The organism is Clostridium sp. TF06-15AC, from assembly GCF_003481165.1.
Classification (GTDB): domain Bacteria; phylum Bacillota; class Clostridia; order Lachnospirales; family Lachnospiraceae; genus Otoolea; species Otoolea fessa.
Genome location: NZ_QUKS01000006.1, coordinates 1 through 23,226 on the forward strand (window position 1 = coordinate 1; position 23,226 = coordinate 23,226).

At 48.8% G+C, this 23,226-nt stretch carries 18 protein-coding genes; 12 read left to right on the forward strand and 6 right to left on the reverse strand.

Going from position 1 to position 23,226, the window contains the following annotated elements:
* Window positions 1-643: 643 nt before the first annotated feature.
* The 3 genes from DXC57_RS11805 (at window position 644) to metA (ending at window position 4,602) form a co-directional block, all read left to right on the forward strand.
* Entirely contained in the window at window positions 644-1,432 is a 789-nt protein-coding gene (locus tag DXC57_RS11805) for a pseudouridine synthase (protein WP_118652779.1), read from the forward strand.
* Between the two features lie 112 nt (window positions 1,433-1,544).
* Window positions 1,545-3,506: an NAD-dependent DNA ligase LigA gene (ligA, locus tag DXC57_RS11810; RefSeq protein WP_118570450.1), complete on the forward strand. Its 1,962-nt coding sequence runs from the start codon at window positions 1,545-1,547 to the stop codon at window positions 3,504-3,506.
* Between the two features lie 172 nt (window positions 3,507-3,678).
* Entirely contained in the window at window positions 3,679-4,602 is a 924-nt protein-coding gene (gene metA / locus DXC57_RS11815; RefSeq protein ID WP_118652781.1) for a homoserine O-succinyltransferase, read from the forward strand.
* Window positions 4,603-4,911: 309 nt separating this feature from the next.
* Here metA and DXC57_RS11820 read toward each other — a convergent pair whose 3' ends face one another.
* The 4 genes from DXC57_RS11820 to DXC57_RS11835 all read right to left on the reverse strand — a co-directional run bounded on the left by DXC57_RS11820 (window position 4,912) and on the right by DXC57_RS11835 (window position 10,074).
* Complete coding sequence (locus tag DXC57_RS11820) at window positions 4,912-6,327, reverse strand: alanine/glycine:cation symporter family protein (RefSeq protein ID WP_118652783.1); 1,416 nt, start codon at window positions 6,325-6,327, stop codon at window positions 4,912-4,914.
* 40 nt (window positions 6,328-6,367) lie between these two features.
* Window positions 6,368-7,300: a glutaminase A gene (gene glsA, locus DXC57_RS11825; protein ID WP_118652785.1), complete on the reverse strand. Its 933-nt coding sequence runs from the start codon at window positions 7,298-7,300 to the stop codon at window positions 6,368-6,370.
* A gap of 232 nt (window positions 7,301-7,532) precedes the next feature.
* On the reverse strand, window positions 7,533-8,465 hold the full coding sequence (locus DXC57_RS11830; RefSeq protein ID WP_118652787.1) for a LysR family transcriptional regulator: 933 nt from the start codon (window positions 8,463-8,465) through the stop codon (window positions 7,533-7,535).
* Window positions 8,466-8,583: 118 nt separating this feature from the next.
* Entirely contained in the window at window positions 8,584-10,074 is a 1,491-nt protein-coding gene (locus tag DXC57_RS11835) for a polysaccharide biosynthesis protein (RefSeq protein WP_118652789.1), read from the reverse strand.
* Between the two features lie 282 nt (window positions 10,075-10,356).
* Here DXC57_RS11835 and DXC57_RS11840 point away from each other — a divergent pair, with 282 nt between their 5' ends.
* On the forward strand, window positions 10,357-11,652 hold the full coding sequence (locus DXC57_RS11840; protein ID WP_118467014.1) for a Na+/H+ antiporter NhaC family protein: 1,296 nt from the start codon (window positions 10,357-10,359) through the stop codon (window positions 11,650-11,652).
* Window positions 11,653-11,671: 19 nt separating this feature from the next.
* Complete coding sequence (locus DXC57_RS11845) at window positions 11,672-12,586, forward strand: AEC family transporter (RefSeq protein ID WP_118652791.1); 915 nt, start codon at window positions 11,672-11,674, stop codon at window positions 12,584-12,586.
* Window positions 12,587-12,772: 186 nt separating this feature from the next.
* Here the strand turns inward: DXC57_RS11845 and DXC57_RS11850 are convergent, their stop codons facing one another.
* Window positions 12,773-13,573 (reverse strand): helix-turn-helix transcriptional regulator, encoded by an 801-nt coding sequence (locus tag DXC57_RS11850; protein ID WP_107001276.1) that lies wholly within the window; start codon window positions 13,571-13,573, stop codon window positions 12,773-12,775.
* Between the two features lie 436 nt (window positions 13,574-14,009).
* Here DXC57_RS11850 and DXC57_RS11855 point away from each other — a divergent pair, with 436 nt between their 5' ends.
* Genes DXC57_RS11855 through DXC57_RS11865 form a run of 3 tightly spaced genes read left to right on the forward strand, consistent with a single transcriptional unit; the run spans window position 14,010 to window position 17,699 of the window.
* Entirely contained in the window at window positions 14,010-14,513 is a 504-nt protein-coding gene (locus tag DXC57_RS11855; RefSeq protein WP_118652793.1) for an NAD(P)H-dependent oxidoreductase subunit E, read from the forward strand.
* Window position 14,514: 1 nt separating this feature from the next.
* On the forward strand, window positions 14,515-15,978 hold the full coding sequence (gene nuoF / locus DXC57_RS11860; protein WP_182457300.1) for an NADH-quinone oxidoreductase subunit NuoF: 1,464 nt from the start codon (window positions 14,515-14,517) through the stop codon (window positions 15,976-15,978).
* Window positions 15,975-17,699: an NADH-dependent [FeFe] hydrogenase, group A6 gene (locus DXC57_RS11865; protein WP_333490944.1), complete on the forward strand. Its 1,725-nt coding sequence runs from the start codon at window positions 15,975-15,977 to the stop codon at window positions 17,697-17,699. The genes nuoF and DXC57_RS11865 overlap by 4 nt, the downstream gene beginning before the upstream one ends.
* Window positions 17,700-17,791: 92 nt before the next feature.
* Here the strand turns inward: DXC57_RS11865 and DXC57_RS11870 are convergent, their stop codons facing one another.
* Entirely contained in the window at window positions 17,792-18,733 is a 942-nt protein-coding gene (locus tag DXC57_RS11870) for a DUF3878 family protein (protein WP_182457302.1), read from the reverse strand.
* Window positions 18,734-19,112: 379 nt separating this feature from the next.
* Between DXC57_RS11870 and DXC57_RS11875 the strand changes: the two genes are divergently transcribed.
* The 4 genes from DXC57_RS11875 to DXC57_RS11890 all read left to right on the forward strand — a co-directional run bounded on the left by DXC57_RS11875 (window position 19,113) and on the right by DXC57_RS11890 (window position 23,186).
* The gene (locus DXC57_RS11875) at window positions 19,113-19,334 is read left to right on the forward strand and encodes a DUF1858 domain-containing protein (protein ID WP_107001272.1); all 222 of its coding nucleotides are present in this window, start codon (window positions 19,113-19,115) and stop codon (window positions 19,332-19,334) included.
* 312 nt (window positions 19,335-19,646) lie between these two features.
* Entirely contained in the window at window positions 19,647-20,603 is a 957-nt protein-coding gene (locus DXC57_RS11880) for a LysR family transcriptional regulator (RefSeq protein WP_117795998.1), read from the forward strand.
* Window positions 20,604-21,228: 625 nt separating this feature from the next.
* Window positions 21,229-22,158, forward strand: a complete 930-nt coding sequence (locus DXC57_RS11885; RefSeq protein ID WP_118652799.1) for a fumarylacetoacetate hydrolase family protein — start codon at window positions 21,229-21,231, stop codon at window positions 22,156-22,158.
* A 233-nt stretch (window positions 22,159-22,391) separates the two neighbouring features.
* Window positions 22,392-23,186 (forward strand): SDR family oxidoreductase, encoded by a 795-nt coding sequence (locus tag DXC57_RS11890; protein ID WP_118652801.1) that lies wholly within the window; start codon window positions 22,392-22,394, stop codon window positions 23,184-23,186.
* The last annotated feature ends 40 nt before the right edge of the window (window positions 23,187-23,226 follow it).

A 23,226-nucleotide genomic window follows, 5' to 3' on the forward strand; every position in this document is an offset into this window, starting at 1 on the left:
TCCGGAAAAAAGAAACAAAAGCTTCATTTATGGAGAAAGCGGGATATTCAGAAACTGTGTGAACATCAGGCACATCGGAACGGAATTCGTGTGTCCAGGGTCAGTGCCCGGAACACCAGCAGGCTGGCCTGTGACGGAAGCGGAGCGGTAGTAAGAAACCAGGAGAACCATAGCCTATGTACCTTCCGGACCGGAAAACAGTATAACTGCGACCTGTCAGCATCCTATAATATCGGAGCGAGATATTTTATACGGGAATTTTTAAAACCCTTGCCGGAAACGGAAAGGTCTTCACTGGAGGCAAAAGTACCTGCAGTGAAGCGTAGAACCTCCTGTGTTTATGCAGATTTGAGAAAGCTTTATGTAGAAGTAAACAATTTAAAAGCGGCATAAATGCAGGCAGATATACAGCGGACTACCTGTAATGTGGAAACCAGCCGTATCCGGCATGGGAAAAGTGCGTATCCGCACGAATTCTAAGTTACTGGCGTATCCGCCGATATTTAGTCTTGCCGTTTAAAACGGCTGAGAAGCATGTGACTTTAGCCATGTGAGGTTCACCCCCATGGACGAAAATGTTATAATTTTTATACTTTGGTTGCCGGAATCCTACGGCACAATAAATCGAAATGAGATGAATAAAATGCAAAAAAATCAAAATGATAAATCATACAAGGGAGCACAGCCAAGTGAAAAGCAGGAATCCCGGATTCCAGCGGAAGGCGTTCGTTTAAACCGCTTTTTGAGCGAGGCGGGCATCTGCTCCCGGCGGGAGGCGGATCGGCGGATCGCGGACGGGCGTGTGACGATCGATGGGCGCGTGGCAGAGGTCGGGCAGAAGCTGATGCCGGGACAGCGCGTGGCGTGCGATGGCGTAGCGGTGTCCGGCAAGGATGCACCAGTGCTTTTAGTTGTGAATAAGCCGAGAGGGATCGTGTGTACCACATCGGATAAGGATCGAGCCGAGAACATTGTCGAATTTTTAGATTATCCGGTTCGGATTTACCCGATCGGGCGTCTGGACAAGGATTCAGAAGGGCTGCTTCTCATGACGAATGAGGGCGAGCTGGTCAATCGGATTCTAAGGGCTCGTTACGGACATGAAAAGGAATATCTGGTAACGGTGGATAAACCCATTGATAGTGAGTTTGTCTGGAAGATGAGCGCAGGAGTGAAGATTTTAGATACGGTTACCCGTCCTTGTGAGGTGGAAAAGACCGGGAAGACGAGTTTCCGGATCATCCTGACCCAGGGACTCAACCGCCAGATCCGCCGGATGTGCGAGGCGCTGGGGTACCAGGTGCAGACGTTAAAACGCGTCCGGATGCTGAACATTACGCTGGATGGGCTGAAAACAGGCGAGTACCGGGAAGTGACAGCGGCAGAGAGACAGAAATTAGAAGATATTTTGAACGGAAAGAAGAATGTCTGAGACAATGTTGTCTGGCAGTCAGTGCAGGTTCACATATGAGGTTGCATAGAAATGCTTGAAAACGCATTCAGAGGCAGTTGGAGAGAGCGATGGGAAAGGTGGAGTCAGATAGATGGCAGAGGACAAGACAAAACGGATACGGGAGCTGATTGGGACGCTGCGGGCAGCAGGGCGCGCCTATTATCAGGAGAGCCGGGAGATCATGAGCAACTTTGAGTATGATAAGCTTTATGATGAACTGGTTTCATTGGAGAAAGAGACGGGAATTGTGTTTGCGAACAGCCCGACGCAGAATGTAGGATATGAGGTAGTCAGTGCGCTTCCGAAGGAGCGCCATGAAAAACCGATGCTTTCGTTAAATAAGACGAAGAGCGTGGAAGAGCTGGCAGACTGGCTCGGCGGGCAGACCGGGCTTTTATCCTGGAAGATGGACGGTCTGACGATCGTCCTGACCTATCAGAATGGAACACTTGTCAAGGCGGTTACGCGTGGAAATGGTGAGATCGGCGAGGTTATTACGGCAAATGCAAAGGCGTTCGTCAATGTGCCGTTAAATATTTCCTACCAGGGTGAGCTTATCCTGCGCGGTGAGGCGATCATCCGGTATTCGGATTTTGAGAAGATCAATGAGCAGATCGAGGATGTCGATGCGAAATATAAGAATCCGCGAAACTTATGCAGCGGTTCGGTGCGTCAGTTAAACAGCGAAATCACAGCGCAGAGACAGGTCCATTTTTATGCGTTCAGCCTTGTAAAGGCGGATGGCATTGATTTCAAAAATTCGCGGAAAGAGCAGTTTGAGTGGCTGAAAACACAGGGGTTTGAGGTCGTAGAGTACCATGAGGTGACAAAAGAGACGCTGCCGGAGACGGTCAAAATGTATTCTGAGGCGATTGCGGAAAATGATACGCCGTCGGATGGACTGGTGCTTTTGTATGATGATATTGCCTACGGCCAGTCGCTGGGGCGGACGGCAAAATTTCCGCGCGATTCGATCGCATTCAAGTGGGCGGATGAGATTCAGGAGACGAAGCTTCTCTATATTGAATGGAGCGCGTCGAGAACGGGGCTGATTAACCCGGTGGCAGTATTTGAACCGGTTGAGCTGGAGGGAACGACGGTCAGCCGCGCCAGTGTCCACAACATCAGCATCATGGAGGCGCTGGAACTGGGGGCAGGCGACCGGATTACGGTTTATAAGGCAAATATGATCATTCCGCAGATCGCGGATAACCTGACGCGCAGCGGCGTCCGGGATATTCCGGAGGCATGTCCGGTGTGCGGCGGTCAGACGGAGGTGCGCCAGCTCAACGATGTAAAATCACTCTACTGCACGAACCCGGACTGCCAGGCGAAGAAGATCAAGAGTTTTACTCTTTTTACAAGCCGCGATGCCTTAAATATTGCGGGGCTTTCAGAGGCGACGCTGGAGAAATTTATCGGCGTCGGCATGATTCATGAGTATGCGGATATTTTCCATCTGGACCGCCATCAGGAAGAGATCGTCGAGATGGACGGATTCGGGCAGAAATCGTATGACAATCTGATTGCGGCGGCTGAGAAAGCGTCCCACACGACCCTGCCGAGAATGGTGTACGGTCTGGGCGTTGCAGGCATCGGTCTGGCAAATGCCAAGATGATTTGCCGTCATTTTAAAAATGATTTTGAGGCGATGCGCCATGCCACCGTGGAAGAGCTGGTCGAGATTGATGGAATCGGGGAAGTTCTGGCGCAGGCGTGGACGGCATTCTTTTCGGATGGAAAGAATAATGCGATCGTCGATCATCTGCTGGCGGAGCTGACCTTTGAGGCAGAAGACGAAGAAAGCAGCGAGGGTGCAGATGAGGCATTCGCCGGGATGAATTTCGTCATTACCGGTTCGCTGGAACATTTCAAAAACCGGAAAGAGCTGCAGGAGCTGATTGAGCGCCGCGGCGGCAAGGTGACCGGAAGCGTGACGTCCAAGACGAATTATCTGATCAATAATGATGTGGCGTCGTCGTCCTCGAAGAATAAGAAGGCGCGGGAATTGGGGGTGCCGATTCTTTCGGAGGAGGAGTTTTTGAAGCTATAAGAGAGGTGAAAAAGCCGGACGCCAGACAGTGTTTAGCTGGCTTTTTTTTGTAGCTTGTGTTATGATTAGGAATGCTGATATAGTTTTTATTGTAAGTAGAAATGAATCATATCGGTATATAATAGAATCCTAAAATTCAAACGAATTTTATATAAAAAGGGGATATATAACCATGCCAATTAAAATACAAAAGGATCTTCCTGCTAAGGCAATTTTGGAATCGGAGAATATATTTGTGATGGATGAGGATCGGGCGATGAGCCAGGATATTCGTCCGCTTGAGATTTTGATTCTGAACCTGATGCCGATCAAGGAGGATACGGAGACGCAGCTTCTGCGGGCACTTTCGAATACGCCGCTGCAGGTGGACTGTTCATTCCTGATGCTGGAAACCCACGTTTCGAAAAATACATCGCAGACGCATCTGAATAAGTTTTATGTGACGTTTGACGAGATCCGCCGCAAGCGCTTTGATGGTATGATTATTACCGGTGCGCCGGTGGAGAATATGGAGTTTGAGGAGATCAACTACTGGGACGAGCTGACGAAGATCATGGAGTGGAGCAAGACGCATGTGACCTCGACGTTTCATATCTGCTGGGGTATGCAGGCGGGACTCTATTATCATTATGGAATTCAGAAACATCAGAGAAAGACAAAGCTTTCCGGCATTTACAGACATCGTCTTTTGAACCGGAAGATCCCGCTGGTCCGTAGTCTCGATGATTATTTTTACTGCCCGCATTCCCGTTACACGGAAGACCGGGAAGAGGATATTCTGAAACATCCGGAATTGCAGATTCTGGCGAAATCGGATGAGGCTGGCGTATTTCTGGTGATGAATCAGGATGGAAGCCAGATTTTCGTTCAGGGGCATCCAGAGTATGATCGCATGACGTTAAACAACGAGTACCACCGCGATCTGAAAAAAGGCTTAAATCCGCAGGTACCGTGCAACTATTACCCGGACAACGATCCATTTTCCATGCCGGTGCTGAAATGGAGAAATATGTCCAACACGCTGTACACGAACTGGCTGAATTACTATGTATACCAGATGACGCCGTACGTGCTGAAAGAGGACGAGCAGGAGTAGAAACAGAAAATCTGCTATTTACGAGAGTATAAGATATAGAAATAGAGATTTTGATAAAATTGATCGGGGAAAATATCTTCTTCGAACTGGATGGTGGGAGCCGCCGTCGGAGTGGTGCTGCTGGCAGCTGGAATGTTTTTGATTTAGAAGAACCGCAAATAAGGCTGCAGATTAATAAAACGGTAAAAAGATAGATATAATACAGATATGAAAAAATACAGGCAGGGCTGTCGGAATTTTGCACAGTGTGGTTGAAACCATGTGTGGGAAAGATTCTGACAGCCCTGTTTATGCGGATTTTTGTTTTTATTAATTCCAGAAATCGGTTTCTTCTTTCAACTCAATATCAGCTGCTTTAAAGACCGGATTCTTCCCAGCCTGTTTCTGTGCCCGGTAGTCTTCCAGGCAGCGGAGCGCCGGTTTGGCAATCAGGAAGATAACAGGTACGTTGATGACAGCCATCAGTCCCATCAGGACATCGGCGGTATCCCACACGATGCCGAGACTTGCCACAGAACCGATGAGGACAATCACGATAGCGATCACTCTCTGGGTAATCCGGACGCCCTTGACCGGAGTTTTGCCGCAGAGATAAGCCATGCCGGTTTCAGCAAAATAGTAGTTTCCGAGCAGCGTGGTAAAGGCAAATAAAATCAGGGCAAATGTGATAAATACAACACCTGCGGTGCCGAATACGTTATTCATAGCTGCCTGCACATATGCCATGCCAGCCATGTCTGCACTCGGTGCAACGCCGGAGCAGAGCAGTAAAAATGCGGTTGCAGAGCAGATGACAATAGTATCGATAAATACGGATAATACCTGAACAAGACCCTGTTTGACCGGGTGGCTGACACCCGCGGAACCGGCTGCGGTAGCGGAAGCACCGACACCTGCCTCATTGGAGAACAAGCCTCTCTTGATGCCGAGCATCACAACGGATCCCATGAAGCCGCCGAAGATAGCCTGAATATCAAAAGCCCCTTCAAAAATGCTTGCGAACATACCCGGAATCATGTTTCCGTGGAGAATAATCATCAGCAGGGCAGCTGCAATGTAAAGTCCGCCCATTACCGGAACAAGAATTCCTGTGATTTTAGCGATCTGTTTGCCGCCGCCGCTGATGCAGATGCCGAAGATAACAGCCTGGATGATACCGATGAGAATCGGAGTCAGGCTTGGATTGTAGAAACTGTATACTTTAAAAGAATCTGCCACATTGAAGGATGCAACGAGGTTAAATCCAACCATGTAAGTCAAAATCATGAAAATAGCATAGAGAACACCCAGCCATCTTTTTTTCAGAACGGCTTCAATATAGTAGGAAGGACCGCCGTAGCAGCTTCCGTCCTCGGCACGGCGTTTGTAGATCTGTGCCAGCGTACTTTCTACAAATGCGGTTGCACTTCCGAGGATCGCGGTCATCCACATCCAGAAGATAGCGCCCGGACCGCCGAAACAGATGGCGGTAGAAATGCCGGCGATATTTCCGGTGCCGACGCGCGAAGCAGTGGAAACCATCAATGCCTGAAAGGCGGAAATAGACTCATCTTCCTTGTCGGATGGCTCCAAGATAACCCGGATGGATTCAAGTAAGTAACGAAGCTGTACCCCTTTGGTGCGGATGGTAAAATAGATGCCGCCGCCTACCAGCAGGATGATTAACACGTAGCTGTAAAGATAGTTGCTTGCTGTGCCGATTATCTTTGCGTATAAATCTGCCATTTTAAAATACCCCTCTCATACAATTTACATATTGTTTTTGCTATAAAGTGTGCCGCTGCGGATCAAACATATGGAGATGCAGTTCATGTGACATATATTCCAGTACGCATTCTCCAGCGACGCTGTTCCCCTTTTTATCTAACGCCGGTCCGAAGATGCCGATTCCCATCTCGCCGTCTACCACTGATAAGATACCACCGCCGACGCCGCTTTTGGATGGGATGCCGACCCGGACGGCAAATTCGCCGGAACCATCGTACATACCGCAGGTAAACATGAGTGTTTTGACGATTTTAACTGTCTGGCTGCTTAAAAGCCGTTTTCCCGTGTCTGGATGAATGCCATCGTTGGCGAGAATCAGTCCCAGTCCGGCGAGGCTTTCGGCTGTCACACTGAGAGAACACATTTTGACATAAAAATGCAGGCTGTTTTCTACATCCTTATTTTTTTCAATGTAGCCCTTGCTTTCCAGCAGATAGGCGATTGCCCGGTTGCGGGAAATATGGGACATTTCCGAGTGATAGACCTTTTTGTCGAGGTCGATGTCCGGATCCATGCAGAGAGCCCGGATGGTGTCAAGCATGGTGTCAAAACTGATTTCGGAAGCAAGGCAGCTTGCCACCACGATGGCTCCCGCGTTGATCATCGGGTTGTAAGGCGAACTGTCTGTATTTTCCAGTTTCATCAGCGAGTTGAATGGATCGCCGGTCGGCTCCATGCCTACTTTTTTAAATACCTGGTCGAAGCCGCAGATTTCCAGCGCGACTGCAAGGGTGATGATTTTGGAGATACTCTGAATGCTGAATCGGACTTTCGTATCTCCGACGGAAATCCGTTTGCCGTTCCGGCAAAAAACACTGACTCCGAGCTGACTGCCATCTACCTTTCCAAGCTCTGGTATGTAGGTGGCAACTGCACCCTCATGGGTATGTGTTTTTCCCAGTGCAACGGCTTGTTCAAGTACATCTTTCATACTTAAACGCCTCCTGTTTTTTATTCGGTGTTGCTTTCTGATAGTATGGTAGCATGGGGAAGGCAGTTTGTATAATGCGTGTCAGCTTTAAGGGATATGACAAAAAGGTATAACGGGATATATATGTCAGATATGAATAAATATTTATGATGAACGGGGAAGAGGTGCTGAAAAGGATCAAAAAAAACTGCCGGGACGGCTGTGAATGTCCGGCAGCTTTGATGATGTTTTTTTAGAGAAGTTTTTTCTTTAAGTCATAAATAAATTCTTGTACGATCGCCGTCATTGGCGTGTCTTTCCGCATTGCATATCCAAATTCCAGCATAAAACCACAGTTTGGAATCGGAATAGAAGTGGAGTGGTAGGAGGCTTCTTGTTTGGCAAAATCGTGGATGCCGATGCTGTAGCAGTCACTGATCGAGATCATGTACATCAGGGTGGCGCGGCTGGAAAGATAGGTGATTTTCGAGCGCATTTTTTCTGCATCCTGATCCCCTTCGGAGAGAAGTTGGTAAATATAATCATCGCATTGTCCAAGATACCAGAGAAAGCCGTACTCTGCCAGTGTGTGCAGGTTGACCGGTTTCTGTTGCAGCAGAAGCGGATGTTTGCGGGAAATGATAATGTGTGGTTCGATGTTGGCAAGAAAATGGTACTCCAGCCCTTTTGATTCGAGCAGGTCATCCATTTCACGCCGTTTGCGGCTGTCAAAATGAAACACGCCTACATCGACACGCCCGGATACCACATCCTCGATGACTTCGTCTGAATTGCCTTCATACAGTCGATGGGAGAAGGATGGCTGATCGCGGTGGCGCAGGACGATTTCACTGAAACTTTCCATGATATGGGAAAAACGTGTCATGGAGACAGCCAGCGGATCAGAAATTTTGATTTGTTCCTTCTTTTTCTGAAACCAGAGCTGTTCCATTTCGTCAATGATTTTTTCGGAATGTGTCAGAAATTCCATTCCTTCAGGCGTTAATGTTACGCCTGAGCGGCTGCGGTTAAAGAGCCTGGCGCCGAGATTTTCTTCCAGATCGTGCATGATTTTCCCAAGATACGGCTGGGAAATATAGAGCGCCTGGGCGGCTTTATTGATGGATCCGAGGCGCGCTACCTTGATAAAATATTCTAAATGCCGAAAATTGATATCGTATTTCAAAAAAGTTCCCCCTTTGTAAATCCCCCTGAATGTAATAAGTATAAAATAAAAAAATGTAAATTGCCAGAAAATACCTAAACATATTGCATTTAAGGGATATAGCAAAATAGCATATAATTTATTGTTTGACTGTACCTGTATGTAAGAGAAGCAGTCCTCCTATATACAGCAGGCAAAGGATACCGGACTGGATGAGGACAGGCGGAAACAGGTGAGGCAGGTAAGACGCGTTTGGAATAACTTCTAACATCCCAATCGAAACCAGCAGGCAGAATGCCGGTTTTACAATGCCCTGGCTGACTGGCAGGCGGATCGGGACTTCGCAGGCGAGGGCGTGGATGTGGAGAAAGGCGAGCACCAGTTCGCTGATGAGAAGCGCCGCCAGATAGGCGAAAATTCCCCATCGCGGGATGGCGAAAAGGACGAGCGACAGGGTGAGAAGCATGGAAACCGTATGGTGGACGAAGACGGTTCCCGTTTTCCCAAGTCCGTTTAAAATACTTCCCATGGTAGTGGAGAGGTAGAGAAACGGGCAGAGCCAGGATAAAATCTGGATGAAACGTCCGGCATCGGCGTTGTGGTAAAAGGTTTCGCCCAGTGCTGGACCGAAGCGGGTGAAGAGCCCGACGCAGAGAATTCCCATGTACAGGCTGTATCGGAGCGCCATGGAGATGGTGCGTTCGATTTTGTCCGGCTGATTCTGCGCCTGCGCCTCCGAGACTGCCGGGAGCAGGACGACGGCGAGGGAGTTGGTGATGGCGGATGGAAAGAGGACAAAGGGGAGTGCCATGCCTGTGAGGACTCCGTAAATACTGACCGATTCAACCCGCGAGAGCCCGGAGAGGAGAAGCTGGTTCGGTACAAAGATGGCTTCGAGACTCTGGAGAAAGCTGAGCGTGAGGCGATTCGCCATGAGGGGGAGTGCCATGGTGAGGAGGGGGAGGAGCAGGGGAGTAATAGGTGTGTTTGCATTTGGCAGTATGGCAACGGACTTAGAGCATCCATAAACTAACAGACAGAACACCGCCGAAGCCGCTTCTCCGATCAACAGCCCCCAGACAGCCAGCAGCACCGTGATCGGAATCCTGTTCGTGCGGCAGACATGGACGATCAGCAGGACGGAGAAAATGCGGATGCACTGCTCAACCACCTGTGAAAACGCCGGGACTGCCGTTTTTTTGAGCCCGTAATAATACCCGCAGCAGCAGGCATGGATCGCGCAGAAGGGGATCGAGAGGGCGAGTGCGGGCAGAAGCGGCGCACATTCGGGCGCAAGAAGGACGCGCGCGGCGAGAAAATCGGCGAAGGTGTAGATCAAAGAGGTCAGCGGCAGGGCGATCGATAGTGAGAGTGCGAGGCTGACCCGCAAAAAGGCGCGTCCCTTTTCCGGGGAGGCGGCGGTCAGGCGGGAGAGCGAAGTCTGGATTGGACCGGCGCAGAGAGCAAATGCGATGCCATGTATGGGAAAAATCATCTGATATAAACCCAGACCTTCGGCGCCGATCGTCCGGGAGAGAAAGATGCGGTAGAAAAAGCCGAGAATCCGGCAGAAAAATCCGACTGCCGTCAGGAGCAGGGTTCCGGTAATCAAAGGATGAAATCTTCGCATGGCAGATCTCCGGGGAGGGTATGTTAGAAAAGTATATGAAGAAATAGAAAAAAGTAGAAGAAAGCTGGACGATTATAAAATGTTGGGAAGTCTTCTTTTTTAGATCAAGAAACAAACGAATAGAGAAAAAGCAGGGATTTTTTGCGTAAGATACAAAAATTAGCTGTATTTAATACATAAAATAACAGATGGACATTAAGGTGGAACAGGAATATACTAAAAACATCAAAAACAAAAGATTATGATGAAAAATAACAGGTTAGTAGGAAAGAGAGAGGAAGTATGCTGGAGGGAATTGTATTACTTGCATTTATCGCGGCGCTGGCAGGCTGCGTGTTTACCGGCGCGTCCGTGCTTTGGGCGTTGGCGGGCGGCTATCTGATTTTCTGTGCGTATGGCCTGATTCGGAAGCACAGCCTTGCGGAACTCGGAAAAATGTCGCTTTCCGGCGTTAAAACCGTCCGCAATATCCTGATGATTTTCGGACTTATTGGCTTTATCACAGCGCTGTGGCGGGCGTCCGGCACGATCGCCGTGATCGTGTGCTGGTCGTCGAAGCTGGTGTCGCCGTCGGCATTTCTGGTGATCGCGTTCCTTCTTAACTGTATGGTGTCGATCCTGACCGGAACCTCCTTTGGAACCGGTGCGACGATGGGTGTTATCTGTATGGCGATGGGACGTGCGATGGAGCTTGACCCGTTCTGGATCGGCGGCGCGATTCTTTCTGGCATCTATTTTGGCGACCGCTGTTCACCGGTATCGTCCAGCGCGAATCTTGTCTGTGTGCTGACGAAGACGGATATTTATGAAAATATCCGCGAAATGATAAAGACATCGCTGGTGCCATTTGTGGCTACATGTATTCTCTATTATATAGTGGGACGTTCCATGAGTGCCGGAAACGGACGGATGGATGTGGAAGGGCTGTTTTCCAATCGTTTTGTACTTCATTGGAGCGCGGTGATCCCGGCGGCGATTATCCTGGTGCTGTCTGTGTTCCGGGTGGAGGTCAAGAAAACGATGCTGATCAGCATTGTGTTGGCGGCGTTTCTGAGCGTGGTGCTGCAGGGGCGGACAATCGAAGAAATTTTACAGATGTGCCTGACCGGTTATCAGGCAAGCGATCCGGCGCTCAATGCTATGATGAACGGCGGCGGCCTGAAATCAATGATTAAGGTGGCTGCGATTGTGAGCCTGTCCTCCTGTTATGCAGGAATTTTCGAGGGAACTGGGCTCTTGAAGCCGATTCAGGGGAAAATAGAGGCGTTGAGCCGGAAAATTACTCCGTTTGGTGCGACCTTTGCGGTGGCGGCAGTTGCTTCCATGATCGCTTGTAACCAGACGCTTTCGATCATGCTGACCCATCAGCTCTGCAAGGAAGGAAATCCAGATAATAAACGATTTGCAATCGATCTGGAAAATACGGCGGTTGTGCTGGCACCGCTGGTTCCGTGGTCGATCGCCGGAGCCGTTCCTCTGGCAGCCGTCGGTGCTCCGATTGCGAGTGTGGTGGTGGCGTCGTATCTGTACATACTGCCGATCTGGAGTTTTTTGGTTCGTCTCATAAGAAGGTCGTAGGAAAAGGAGGAAGAGCCATATGAATTTACTCGAACTTTGCAACCTACAGGGTTCTTTATTCTTGATGATACTGGCGGGTGCGGTACTGAAACGGCGCGGGATCATCAGCAAGGAAGGCGAAAAATGTCTGACGGATCTCTGCGTGAATATCGTGATTCCCTGCAATATTGTGAAATCGTGCCTGATTTCATTTGATGCTTCGATTTTTAAAACGTGCGGGTTGCTGTTGGCGGTTGGATTTGTCTTGCAGCTTGTCTGTGTGGCCCTCAACAAAGTGCTGTTTAAGGGATATTCAGAGCAGCACCGGAAGGTGCTTCAATACTGTACGATCGTTTCCAACGGCGGATTCCTTGGAAACCCGGTTGCGGAAGGCGTATATGGAAGTATGGGACTTCTCTACGCATCCATTTTCCTGATTCCGATGCGCGTTGTCATGTGGTCGGCGGGTACATCCTATTTTGTTGGAGGCGGTTCTGACCGGAAAAAGGTATTGAGAAATGTCCTGACGCACCCGTGTCTGGTCGGTGTCTACATCGGTATGTTCCTGATGGCGACACAGCTGCAGCTTCCGGGCGTGCTGAAATCGACGGTTACCTACATTGGAAACTGTAACTCGGCGCTGACGATGTTTATTATCGGTACGATTCTGACCGATGTGAAACTGCGTGAGATTATTAATCCGACGGCCCTCAAATTCAGTGTGCTCCGTCTGTTCCTTCTTCCGCTTCTGGCATATGGAATCAGCCTGGCGGTCGGATTGGATTCGGTGGCAGCAGGTGTGGCAGTCATCATGACGGGAATGCCAGCCGGTGCAACTGCAGCGATCTTTGCGGCGCGCTATGACAGCGATGCACCGTTTGCAGCGAAAACGGTAGTGCTCACAACGCTGATTTCGATGATTACGATTCCGGCGTGGTGTCTGTTTATAGGATAAAAAGAATAGGTAAGAAGCAACAATAATAGAAAGAATACTAGAAAAATTGAGAAAATAATGTAAATATGGTAAATGAATATAAAAAGACCTGAAAGGTGCGGTAAATGGCTGCTCTTCAGGTCTTTTATATTTTAAAATGAATCAAAGGATAAGCAAACAGAGGTTGAAAGAATTAGTTTATGATTCTTATTCATTCGTTTCACTCTTTCGTGAAATCCGCGCTTCTTCCAGATAATTATACAGTGTATACTTGGAAATCTGCATCGCGTCGCACAGGAGCAGGCTGGTTTTTGTGATCTTGAAGACGCCTTTCTGGTCAAGATAGTCGAGTGCACGAATTTTTTCTTCCTTGTTCATCAGCATCATCGGTTTTCCGATCATGGACTCTGCCTGATAAATATAGTGCTGTAAAATATCATCGACATTCTTTTTGAGAATAAAGTCGCGGTCAGACATGGCTGCCTGATTTGCGCCATTCGTGCCGTCCGTGCTGCCAGTTCCTGAAAAGGTGCCATCAGAAGCCATTCCGGATGGTGTGCAGCCAGACATGCCGTCGATCTGTGCGCCCACAGCTGCCGATACGCCGATGGTGCCTGGGCGTCCGATCAGATTTTGCAGGGCGCTCTGTGCCAGATAGAGATCGCGAACATCCATATTTAAGCAGACAGATCCGATAATTTTGTGATGTTCGTCCTCGATGAGCGTTGTGCAGGACTTAAAAAGCCGGTCTTTCTGGCTGGTATCGAGGGAAATGATCGAATGCTTGAGCGGCTCGATATCATTGCCGAGCTGTGTGATCATGCCGCCGCGCGGGGAACCGCCGACGTCGCGCCCGCTTAGCTGTGAGTTGAATGCGTAGACGATCGTGTGATCGTAGCCTTTGCGGTAATCGTGGACGATGATCTCACAGTTATCTCCGAGAAACTTTTGAAGTCCTTCGAGAAAACGGATGAGAAACTGAAAGTCCATGTAGTTGGAAATTTCCATGAATACCTCCTTTGGGGTGCTCTGTGCCCCGAGTGTGTATCGCAAAATTTTGCGTCTTAAAATAATTCGGAAAATGAAATGCACAGGGATTGTCTTTCTTTTGTCAAAGTTCCTGAAAAAAATTTTATCGCGTTCATTTTGCTGCGTCAATCCTGTTTCTATAGAAAAAAGTTAGTAGATAGGGAACATAAATAAGAGAATGTTCTCCTTTTTTGTTTAAAAATCAAAAATTCAGGTACAAGATAACGGGAAATGAGAGCAAACCTGTTTCTTTCATCATACTCTCAGACAAACTGTTTGTCAATTAACAAACCAAACTGTAAGTTTCTCTTGACAATTTGTCAGTGCATCCCTATAATTGAGAAAAAATCAAACAGACAGTTAGTCAAACAAAAAATGAGTTTGGAAAAATACAAACTGAAAGTGAGGGAGCAGGATGGACAGGGACAGTTATGTATATAAGACACCGGCTTCAAAGCTGGTACAGGTGGCTGCGATTGCGGCGGAATACAAAGGCAGACCGGATATGCTGATGACAGTGATCATCCGGGCGCAGAAGGTTGTGTCGGCATTTTCCAAGGAGGTGGCGTCAGTCATCGCCAGGGAGATGGATATTCCGATGAACAAGGTGTACAGTTTCATCACCTTTTATGCGATGCTGTCGGTAAAACCGAGGGGGCGCTACATTGTCCGGATGTGCAAGAGCGCGCCGTGCCACGTACATGGGGCGCAGGCAGTCGTTCAGGCGCTGGAGGATCAGCTCGGCATCAGCATCGGGGAGACGACCGAGGACGGAAGGTTCACCCTGGAATACTGTCCCTGCCTGGAACTCTGTGAAATATCCCCGGCGATCATGATCAATGAGCACGTGTACGGCAACCTGACGCCGGAATCGGTGCGGGATATTATCAAACAATATATACGGGAGGATGTGGAATAGTATGGAGGAAATGCACGTATTGCTGAAAAACCGCGGCAAGATTAATCCGAGAAGTTCACAGGAGTATGCGGACCGCGGCGGATTTGAAGCGCTGAAAAAAGCACTTTCGATGGACAGTGAAGCGATTATCGATGTGATCCGCGCCTCCGGACTTCGTGGACGCGGCGGTGCGGGATTCCCGACCTATCGCAAGATGGAGTTTACCGCCCACGCATCTGACCCAACGAGATACATCGTCTGTAACGCCGATGAGGGAGAGCCGGGAACGAATAAAGACCGGATTCTTCTCTCGACCGACCCGTGTGCGGTCTTCGAGGGCATGGCGATTGCTGGAAAAGCAGTCGGCGCCCATACCGGATATATTTATCTGAGAGCCGAGTATACATATTTGTTCCCGGTATTAAAAGATGCGCTGGAGGATGCGGAAAAACGCGGATTTTTAGGAAAAAATATGATGGAGAGCGGTTTTAACTTTGAAATCAAGTTCCGCTCTGGTGCGGGTGCTTACGTCTGCGGCGAGGAGACGGCATTGTTTGAGTCCATTGAGGGAAAACGAGGCGAGCCACGTTTCCGGCCGCCGTTTCCAAGCATTCACGGACTCTTTGGAAAACCGACCATGTTAAATAACGTAGAGACGCTGGCGAATATTGCACCGATCCTCTTAAACGGAGCGGAATGGTACCGCAGCATCGGCACAGCGAACAGCCCTGGCACAAAGCTTTTTACGGTCTGTGGAAATGTAGTCCGCAGGGGCGTATTTGAATTTCCGATGGGCGTGAACCTCAAAGATATCATTTATGAAGTGTGCGGCGGCATCGCGGATGGAAAAGGGCTTCTGGGCGTGCAGACCGGTGGTACCTCCGGTGCGATCATCAATGCCGATCAGATCGATATGACACTGGATATTGATACAGTTTCGGCATCCGGCGGACGTCTTGGCTGCGGTACGATTCTGGTCATCGACGACAGCAACTGTATTGTAGATATTGTGCGAAACAATTTGGACTTCTTCCGCGGCGAGTCATGCGGAAAATGTACACCGTGCCGCGAGGGCGGCCAGCAGCTTTACAATCTGGTTACCCGCATCAGCCGGGGGCTGGCGACTCTGCCGGATCTGGAAAAAATCGATGAGCTGACGGAGACGATGCGCCTGACTGCCCTGTGTGGTCTGGGACATTCGACCGCTGTTCCGGTGCAGACGAGCATCCAGAACTTCCGTAAGGAATATCTGGCGCACATCGACCGCGATTACTGCCCGGTCTGCGCTCAGGCAGCCGTGGCGGAAGGAATTTATGAAGCAGAAGAAGATTATAGAAACGATGGGAACAGCCGGATGGGAAGACGGCGTGCAGCAGTCGGTGAACGCGATGTCATGTATGATTCGTATGACGCGTATGCGAGACACCGCAGCCGGGGAACATCCTACGCGGGACGATTTGAGCGGAGAGGAGGAAGAGAAGAATGATGGTACATCTGACAATCGACGGGCAGCCGGTAGAGGTGGAGGAAGGAACGACGATCCTACAGGCGGCGAAAAAAGCCTGTATCCACATTCCGACTCTCTGTTATCATGAGGATCTGAGCATCAAGGCGGTCTGCCGTATCTGCGTGGTCGAGGTAGAAGGACAGAGACTGCTTCCGACGGCGTGCAGCACACCGGTTTCGGAGGGAATGGTCGTGCAGACGGCATCCCCGAAGGTACTGAAAGCGAGAAGAAATATTCTGGAACTGATTTTTGCGAGACATCCGCAGGAATGTCTTGTATGTCCGAAGGATGGAAAATGCGATCTGCAGAAGGTAGCGCAGGATGTTGGTATGCATCTGGACATCCGCTATGACAAGCAGCTCCGCCATCAGAAGGAGGACTGGAGTTCCCCGGCCATCATGCGGAATCCGCAGAAATGTATTCTGTGCGGGCGTTGTATGGAGGTCTGCAATGAGATTCAGGGAATCAACGTCCTTTCGAAGGAAAACCGTGGATTCCATACGCTGATCGCCCCGGCCTATGGGGAAAAACTGGCTGATACCAACTGTATTAACTGCGGCCAGTGCGTGCAGGTGTGTCCGACCGGCGCATTGACGGTGCATTATCATACCTACGGATTATATCGCCAGAAAGAATTAGGCAAAAAACTGATTATTCAGGTGGCTCCGTCCGTCCGCATTACGCTGGCGGAGGCACTGGGCGAACAGCCGGGCGTTGTCAGCACAGGACGTCTGGTGTCGGCTCTCAAGCGCCTGGGATTTTACAAGGTATTCGATTCCGATTTCTCTGCCGATCTGACGATCATGGAGGAAGGAACCGAGCTTTTGAACCGCCTGCAGAACGGCGGAACCCTGCCGATGATCACCTCCTGCTGTCCGGCGTGGGTCAAATATTGTGAAACCTATGCACCGGAGTATACAAAGCATTTATCGACGGCGAAATCTCCGCAGCAGATGTTCGGCGCGCTGATTAAAACCTGGTTTGCAAAGCGCGAGGGAATCGATCCGGGTGATATCTGCAGCGTTTCGGTTATGCCATGTACAGCAAAGAAATTTGAGTGTACCCGTCCGGAAATGAAGGACAGCGGCTACCAGGATGTGGATATTTCCATCACGGTTCAGGAACTGGCTGCCTTGATCCGTGCCGGTGGAATCGATTTTGCCGAGCTTCCGGATACACCGTTTGACGATCCATTTGGCGAAGGAAGCGGCGCGGGACTTATTTTCGGTGCGACTGGCGGCGTCATGGAGGCGGCACTCCGCACCGTCTACGCGGTGGTAACCGGCAAAGAGATGGAACATCTCGACTATACACCGGTCCGCGGCTTCGAGGGAATCAAGGAATCACAGGTTGATTTGAACGGCAGAGTCATCAAGGTAGCGGTGGCACATGGCATTAAAAATGCGAAAGTTTTGCTGGAAAAGGTAAAAAACGGAACCGCCGATTATCAGTTTATCGAGATCATGGCATGTCCGGGCGGCTGCATCGGCGGCGGTGGAAATCCGCCTAAGACATGGTCGATCATGGAGAAGCGGAAGAAAGCCATCTATGAGGCAGAGGCAGAGCTTCCGGTCAGACAGTCGCACAAGAACCCGGCGATCCAGAAAATTTATGAGACGTATCTGGGAGAACCGTGCGGGGAGCTGTCACATAAGCTGCTGCATACAGAGTACTGCAACCGGCAGGATCTGTTGCAATAAATTATTTTATTCCAACCATCATTTTCTTAAAAACAAGGTGAAAACCTGAGAACGGCTTCCAGTGCTGCCGCTCTCAGGTTTTTCACGTCCCACTACGGCTCCTCCCAGGTTTCAATCCTCGCCTTACGGTTCAAAATTCCTTTCTCCCATATCATTAAATGCATCTTAAATTCAATCGAATCCTGCGCTGTCGTAAAGGGTTCTTCACGCAGCAGTTCGGAGCGGATGCCGCGCTTTTCAAGCTCTTTCTGTCTTTTTTTGGCAAGAAGTTCGAGAGCCAGGTGACGGGTCTGCTGGGCTTTTCCGAAGGTGCGGGACGGATAGGCGGAAGAGGCTTTTTGAAGTTTCCGGGTCAGGAGATCGACTGTCTTGGCATGGGTGTTCCGGTGCAGGAGGCGGGCAATCTGACGGGCACGGCGCTTGGTGGGGTGCTGCTCATAGTCCTTCAGGCGATGTAGCAGTTTTGGATCACCGGCTTCGACGGCGATGGACTGGAAGACGCGCGAAGCGTCTTCGGAGAGATGCCAGGAATTTTCACGGATGACGCGGTATTTTTCCGGGACCGCCGGGTAGCAGCAGACGTTTAGCGGAGGAAATTCCGCGAGGGAGGCAAGCTCCCGCTCGTTTGCGTTGCAGGAGTTTTCCCCCAGATAGTCGAGTTTGTCGCGCAGGATGGCGATGCGGTATTCGAGCTGGCGGAGGTATTCGTAGCCTTTCATCCAGAAGTGCCCGATCTGACTGTAGTCATAGTAGTGATTTTCGAGAGTCAGATCTTCGAAAAAGAGTGTGACAACCGAGTCTCCCTGATGGACGATCAGGGCGTAGCGTTCGTTTTCATCCTGGGTTAAGAGGGCATCGAGTTCGCCCTCGTATGCCGGATCGTAGGTACCGGTCAGGCGGGCGTTGTGGAAGAGAAGGAAACTTTCGACTGCATCATTCATCAGGTAAACCAGGCGGATCGTGTCGGGAGCAGAAGTGCCGGTTTCCGGGAGAATAAGTTCGAACTGGTTTTCGGATAATAGTAATTCTAACATGGAAAAGGGATCCATTTTATAAAACTCCTTAATGTATAAAAATCAAAATGTTTTCCGACACAGGCAGAAAAACGGAGCCAGTGACTATCGTATTCTCAATACAGGAAAACATAGAACAATCATGGTAATTATAAGAGAAATAAGAAGAGGATGCAAGAGAAGAGCAATGCTGCTGCCGGATTGTACAAAATTTTCAGCTCAGAAAAATTTTTCCAGTGAATCGTAACATTTTCTATGTTTCACAAAAAAAGATAGTAAAACCGCGCGATTCGTGTTAATATAAGAAAGCATAAGAATAATCGCGGTGTTTTTGCAGCGGCGGTGAAAACCGCAAAGCTGCGTAAGAGACTGCAAGTATGAATAGAAAGGAAAATTTATCATGGAAATCACAAAAGCAACCACGATGGGCGAGATGCTTCAGTATGATATGGGTATTGCATATGTTCTGATGGAGGCAGGCATGCACTGTGTTGGCTGTCCGTCTTCGATCGGTGAGTCTCTGGAGGAGGCCTGCATGGTACATGGTCTGAACGCAGACGAGGTTATGGCAAACATCCAGGAGTACCTGAACGCAAAGAAAGAGTCTGAGCAGGCTGAATAATTCAAATTTTAGATTTTAATAAAATTCTGGATAAAAAGACGCTGTGTACGAAGTAATGAGGCTTCAGCATAGCGTCTTTTTCGTTGTTTTATAGGAAAGAACGCCTCATAAAGCAAGAGTGAAAAATGCTCGGATTGTTGTTTAGAGACTGAAAATTGTGTAAAATTAGTATACATTACAGAATTGACGTGATAAAAAGAACTCGTTATAATGACATAAAAAATATTTTTACTTTTTTTCGGAGAGTGGCTTAAACATATAACCGGACAAAAGATAAAGTAGTACGTAAAGATACAATGGAGGGATGGGAGTATGTTCAGTAAGCGTGAGTATGAATACGTGATGGAAATTGCGAAGGAAGGAAGTTTTTCAAAAGCAGCCCAGAAACTCTATATTTCCCAGCCGGCGCTCAGCGGTGCGATTAAAAAGATTGAGAAAGAGTTATATGGGATCTCGCTTTTTGACCGGAATGTGAACCCGGTGGCACTGACCCCGGCGGGGCAGTATTATCTGGAAAAAACGCGGAAGATATACGAGCTCAGCAATGAGATGGAGCAGCATTTTGCAGAGCTGGCGGGTATCCGTTCCGGTGTGATTAACATCGGAAGCTCCGGATATTTCTGTGCGTATTTTCTTCCGGAGGTGATCCGGGGCTATTGCAGACTGAATCCAAAGTGCCGGATCAACGTGACGGAGACGGATATTTCAGGGATGGATGCGGGGCTTAGAACCGGGCAGTTTGATATCACGATGGATGTCGAGGCACTCGACCCGGAGATGTTTGAGAGTGTGACGCTGGGGTATGAGTATATGATTATGGCGGTTCCTGCTTCCTTTGCTGTGAATGAGAAGCTGAAAGAGTTTCAGATCTCCAGGGAATCAATCCTGGAGCGGAGTTTTCTGGATGAAGCGGTGCGTGCGGTGGACCTTTCCAAAGTCTCGAAAGAACCATTTCTGATGCTGAAAAAGAATCAGGATTCTTATAAAAGGAGTATGGATATCTGCGCCCACGCTGGTTTCGAGCCGAAGGTGATTATGTATTTTGATCAGCTTCAGACTGCCTATAATGTGGCGCGGAGCGGACAGTCCGGTATCATCTTTTTTAGGGATGCACTGCTGAAATACACAGAGAAAACGGAAAAACTCTGTTATTACAAGATTGGCGATCCGCTGGCAAAGCGTGCAATCCTTTTGTCGATGAAGCGCTATCCGGGCGTGGGGGCAACAGTAGATGATTTTATCAAATACATTCTACTGGCTAAAAAATAGTTTAAAATTTCATAAAATATTGATAGGAATCTGCTTATAGAGCCATATTTAAAAGTGACTTGGATTTTTATCAGATAAAATGCTAGAGTATATCCCGTAGCTGAAAAAATAGAAACTCGGATGCAGAGCCTGGGCGGCGGCTATTCCCATGACTGTGCGAAAGCGATTGCACTGGTGCCGTTTTTCAAGGCTGCATATTAAAATAAGTGTTCAAATTCTCAGTGCCATGGACAGGCATAAGGATTCTCCTATGGACATCAAACATACTACTAGAATGATTAACTTATAAAAGCCATAATAAAACGATTATATATATTTAAAATCATACGTCTGGAACAGGCATTTCCACTTCCTCCAACTACAAGGAAAGCCTGTATCCAGGCGTATTTTCGCTTATTAGGGAAGGTCAAGTATCATTTTAGACACGTTATGGTCCATAACCATTTACCTATACGTCCATATTCGAAAGAGAGTTGGAACATTTTTGGTGGGAATGGTAAAGTAATGTCAGAAAGAAACAGAGAGCTTCAAGAGGTTGGGTTTCAGACGCTGAAACAAAATGAAAAGAAACAGACAAATAGAACTTCTGAAGAAGCAATCTCTGACAGATAAAGGAGGAAACCATATGAGATTTGCAACTATCAAAGTGAACGGAACAGAAAAAGCCGGTATCGTCTTAAAGAATGGAGTGCTTCCGATTGAGGCACTGAATGCAGCAAAGGGAACTGCATGGGCCGAGGATGTCATGAGTCTCATCCAGAAGCAGCAGATTCCGGGACTGACAAAATGGTATAACGCAGGCGGCAAGGAAGAGCTGGAAAGTATTCCGGGACTGGTTCCGAGCGAGAAAGTTGTATACGGACCGCTCTACCGCAACCCGAAACGTATCTTTGGTATCGGCCTTAACTATGCAGACCATGCCGGAGACATCGGTTCTGCAGCTCCGAAGGGATTTCCGGGAAGCTTCTTCAAGCAGGCAGACACCCTGATTGGTCCGGGCGATGAAATCCTGCTTCCGAAGTTAAAAGAAGCACAGAAAACCACCGCAGAGGCTGAGCTTGGAATCATCATGGGCAAGGATTGCAGAGATGTATCCGAAGAAAACTGGCAGGATGCCATCGTCGGTTACACCACCATCCTTGATATGACCGAGGAATCCATCTTAAAGGGAAATGATTATGTAAGCGGCAATCCGAGATATTTAACTATCGTAAAGAACTTCCCGACCTTCTTCTCCTTCGGTCCGGAGCTTGTAACCCCGGATGAGGTACCGGATGTCAATGAACTTCTGGTTCAGAGTGTTCACAACGGTGAAGTTCATGCAGAAAACGTAGTAGCAAACATGACCCACAGACCGCCGCGTCTGGTATCCCTGCACAGCAGCATCCAGGGCTGGTACGCCGGAGACATCCTTTCCACCGGAACACCGAGAGCGTTCCACATCCAGGATGGCGATGTAGCAGAGTGCCGCATCACCGGACCGGACGGATTCGAGATGACACCACTTGTAAACCCGGTTGTTGATTTAAAGAAACATCCGGAGAAAGAAGCGTAAAAAATGAGATTTCATCCGTGATGGATGGAGATAAAAATGGGCTGCATGGTGATTTCCCCCAAATAGAATCGCCTTGTAATATGTACCGGGGATGGCGTGAAAGCGCCATCCCAATTCCAAGAAACTGACACATATCAGATACATTTGGGAAATAAGATACTTCAAAAAAACGAAAAATTCAAAAAGAACATTCAAATTATTTTATATATTCATTTTAAGCAGGAGGTAGCAACATGGATTTAGGATTAAAAGACAAAGTAGTTCTCTGTATGGCATCAGCAGCCGGACTTGGCAAGGGAATTGCAACCGAGATGGCAAGAGAAGGTGCAAAGGTTATGATTTGTACCGCAGAACCGTTTAAAGATCAGCTTCTGGAAGCACAGGCTGAGATTGAGAAAGAAACCGGAAACCGTCCGGAGACCTTCCTCTGCGATGTTAACAAGGCGGAGGACATCGAGGCACTTGTAAAACACACCGTTGAAACACTGGGCGATATCTACGCACTCGTAAATATGTGTCCGGGTCCGAAGCCGGGATCGTTCGTAAGCTTTGATGATGCGGCATGGGAGGGCGCTTTTGAGATGTGCCTGCTCTCCTACGTAAGAACCATCCGTGCGGTACTCCCGTCCATGAAACGTCTCGGCGGCGGCCGTATCGTAAACTCAACTTCTTCTTCCGTTAAGGACTGCCTGGACAACCTGATTCTTTCCAATACCATGAGAATGGGCGTTGTCGGCATGAGCAAGACCCTAGCGAGTGAGGTCGGCAAAGACAATATCTTAGTCAATGTCATTGGACCAGGTCGTATCGGCACCGCAAGAATTGAGAATCTGAACAAGATGCGTGCAGACAAGGCTGGCATCAGCGTAGCAGATTACGAGAAGGAAGACCTGAAGAAGTTCCCGATGGGACGCTACGGCACCATCGATGAATACGGACGTCTGGCTACATGGCTGTGCTCCGAGGCAAATACATACGTATCTGGTCAGACCATCCTGTTAGACGGTGCGATGACAAGAGCATACTAATTGCAAAACATGGCAAAGATGCATTTCCGGAATGCAGGAC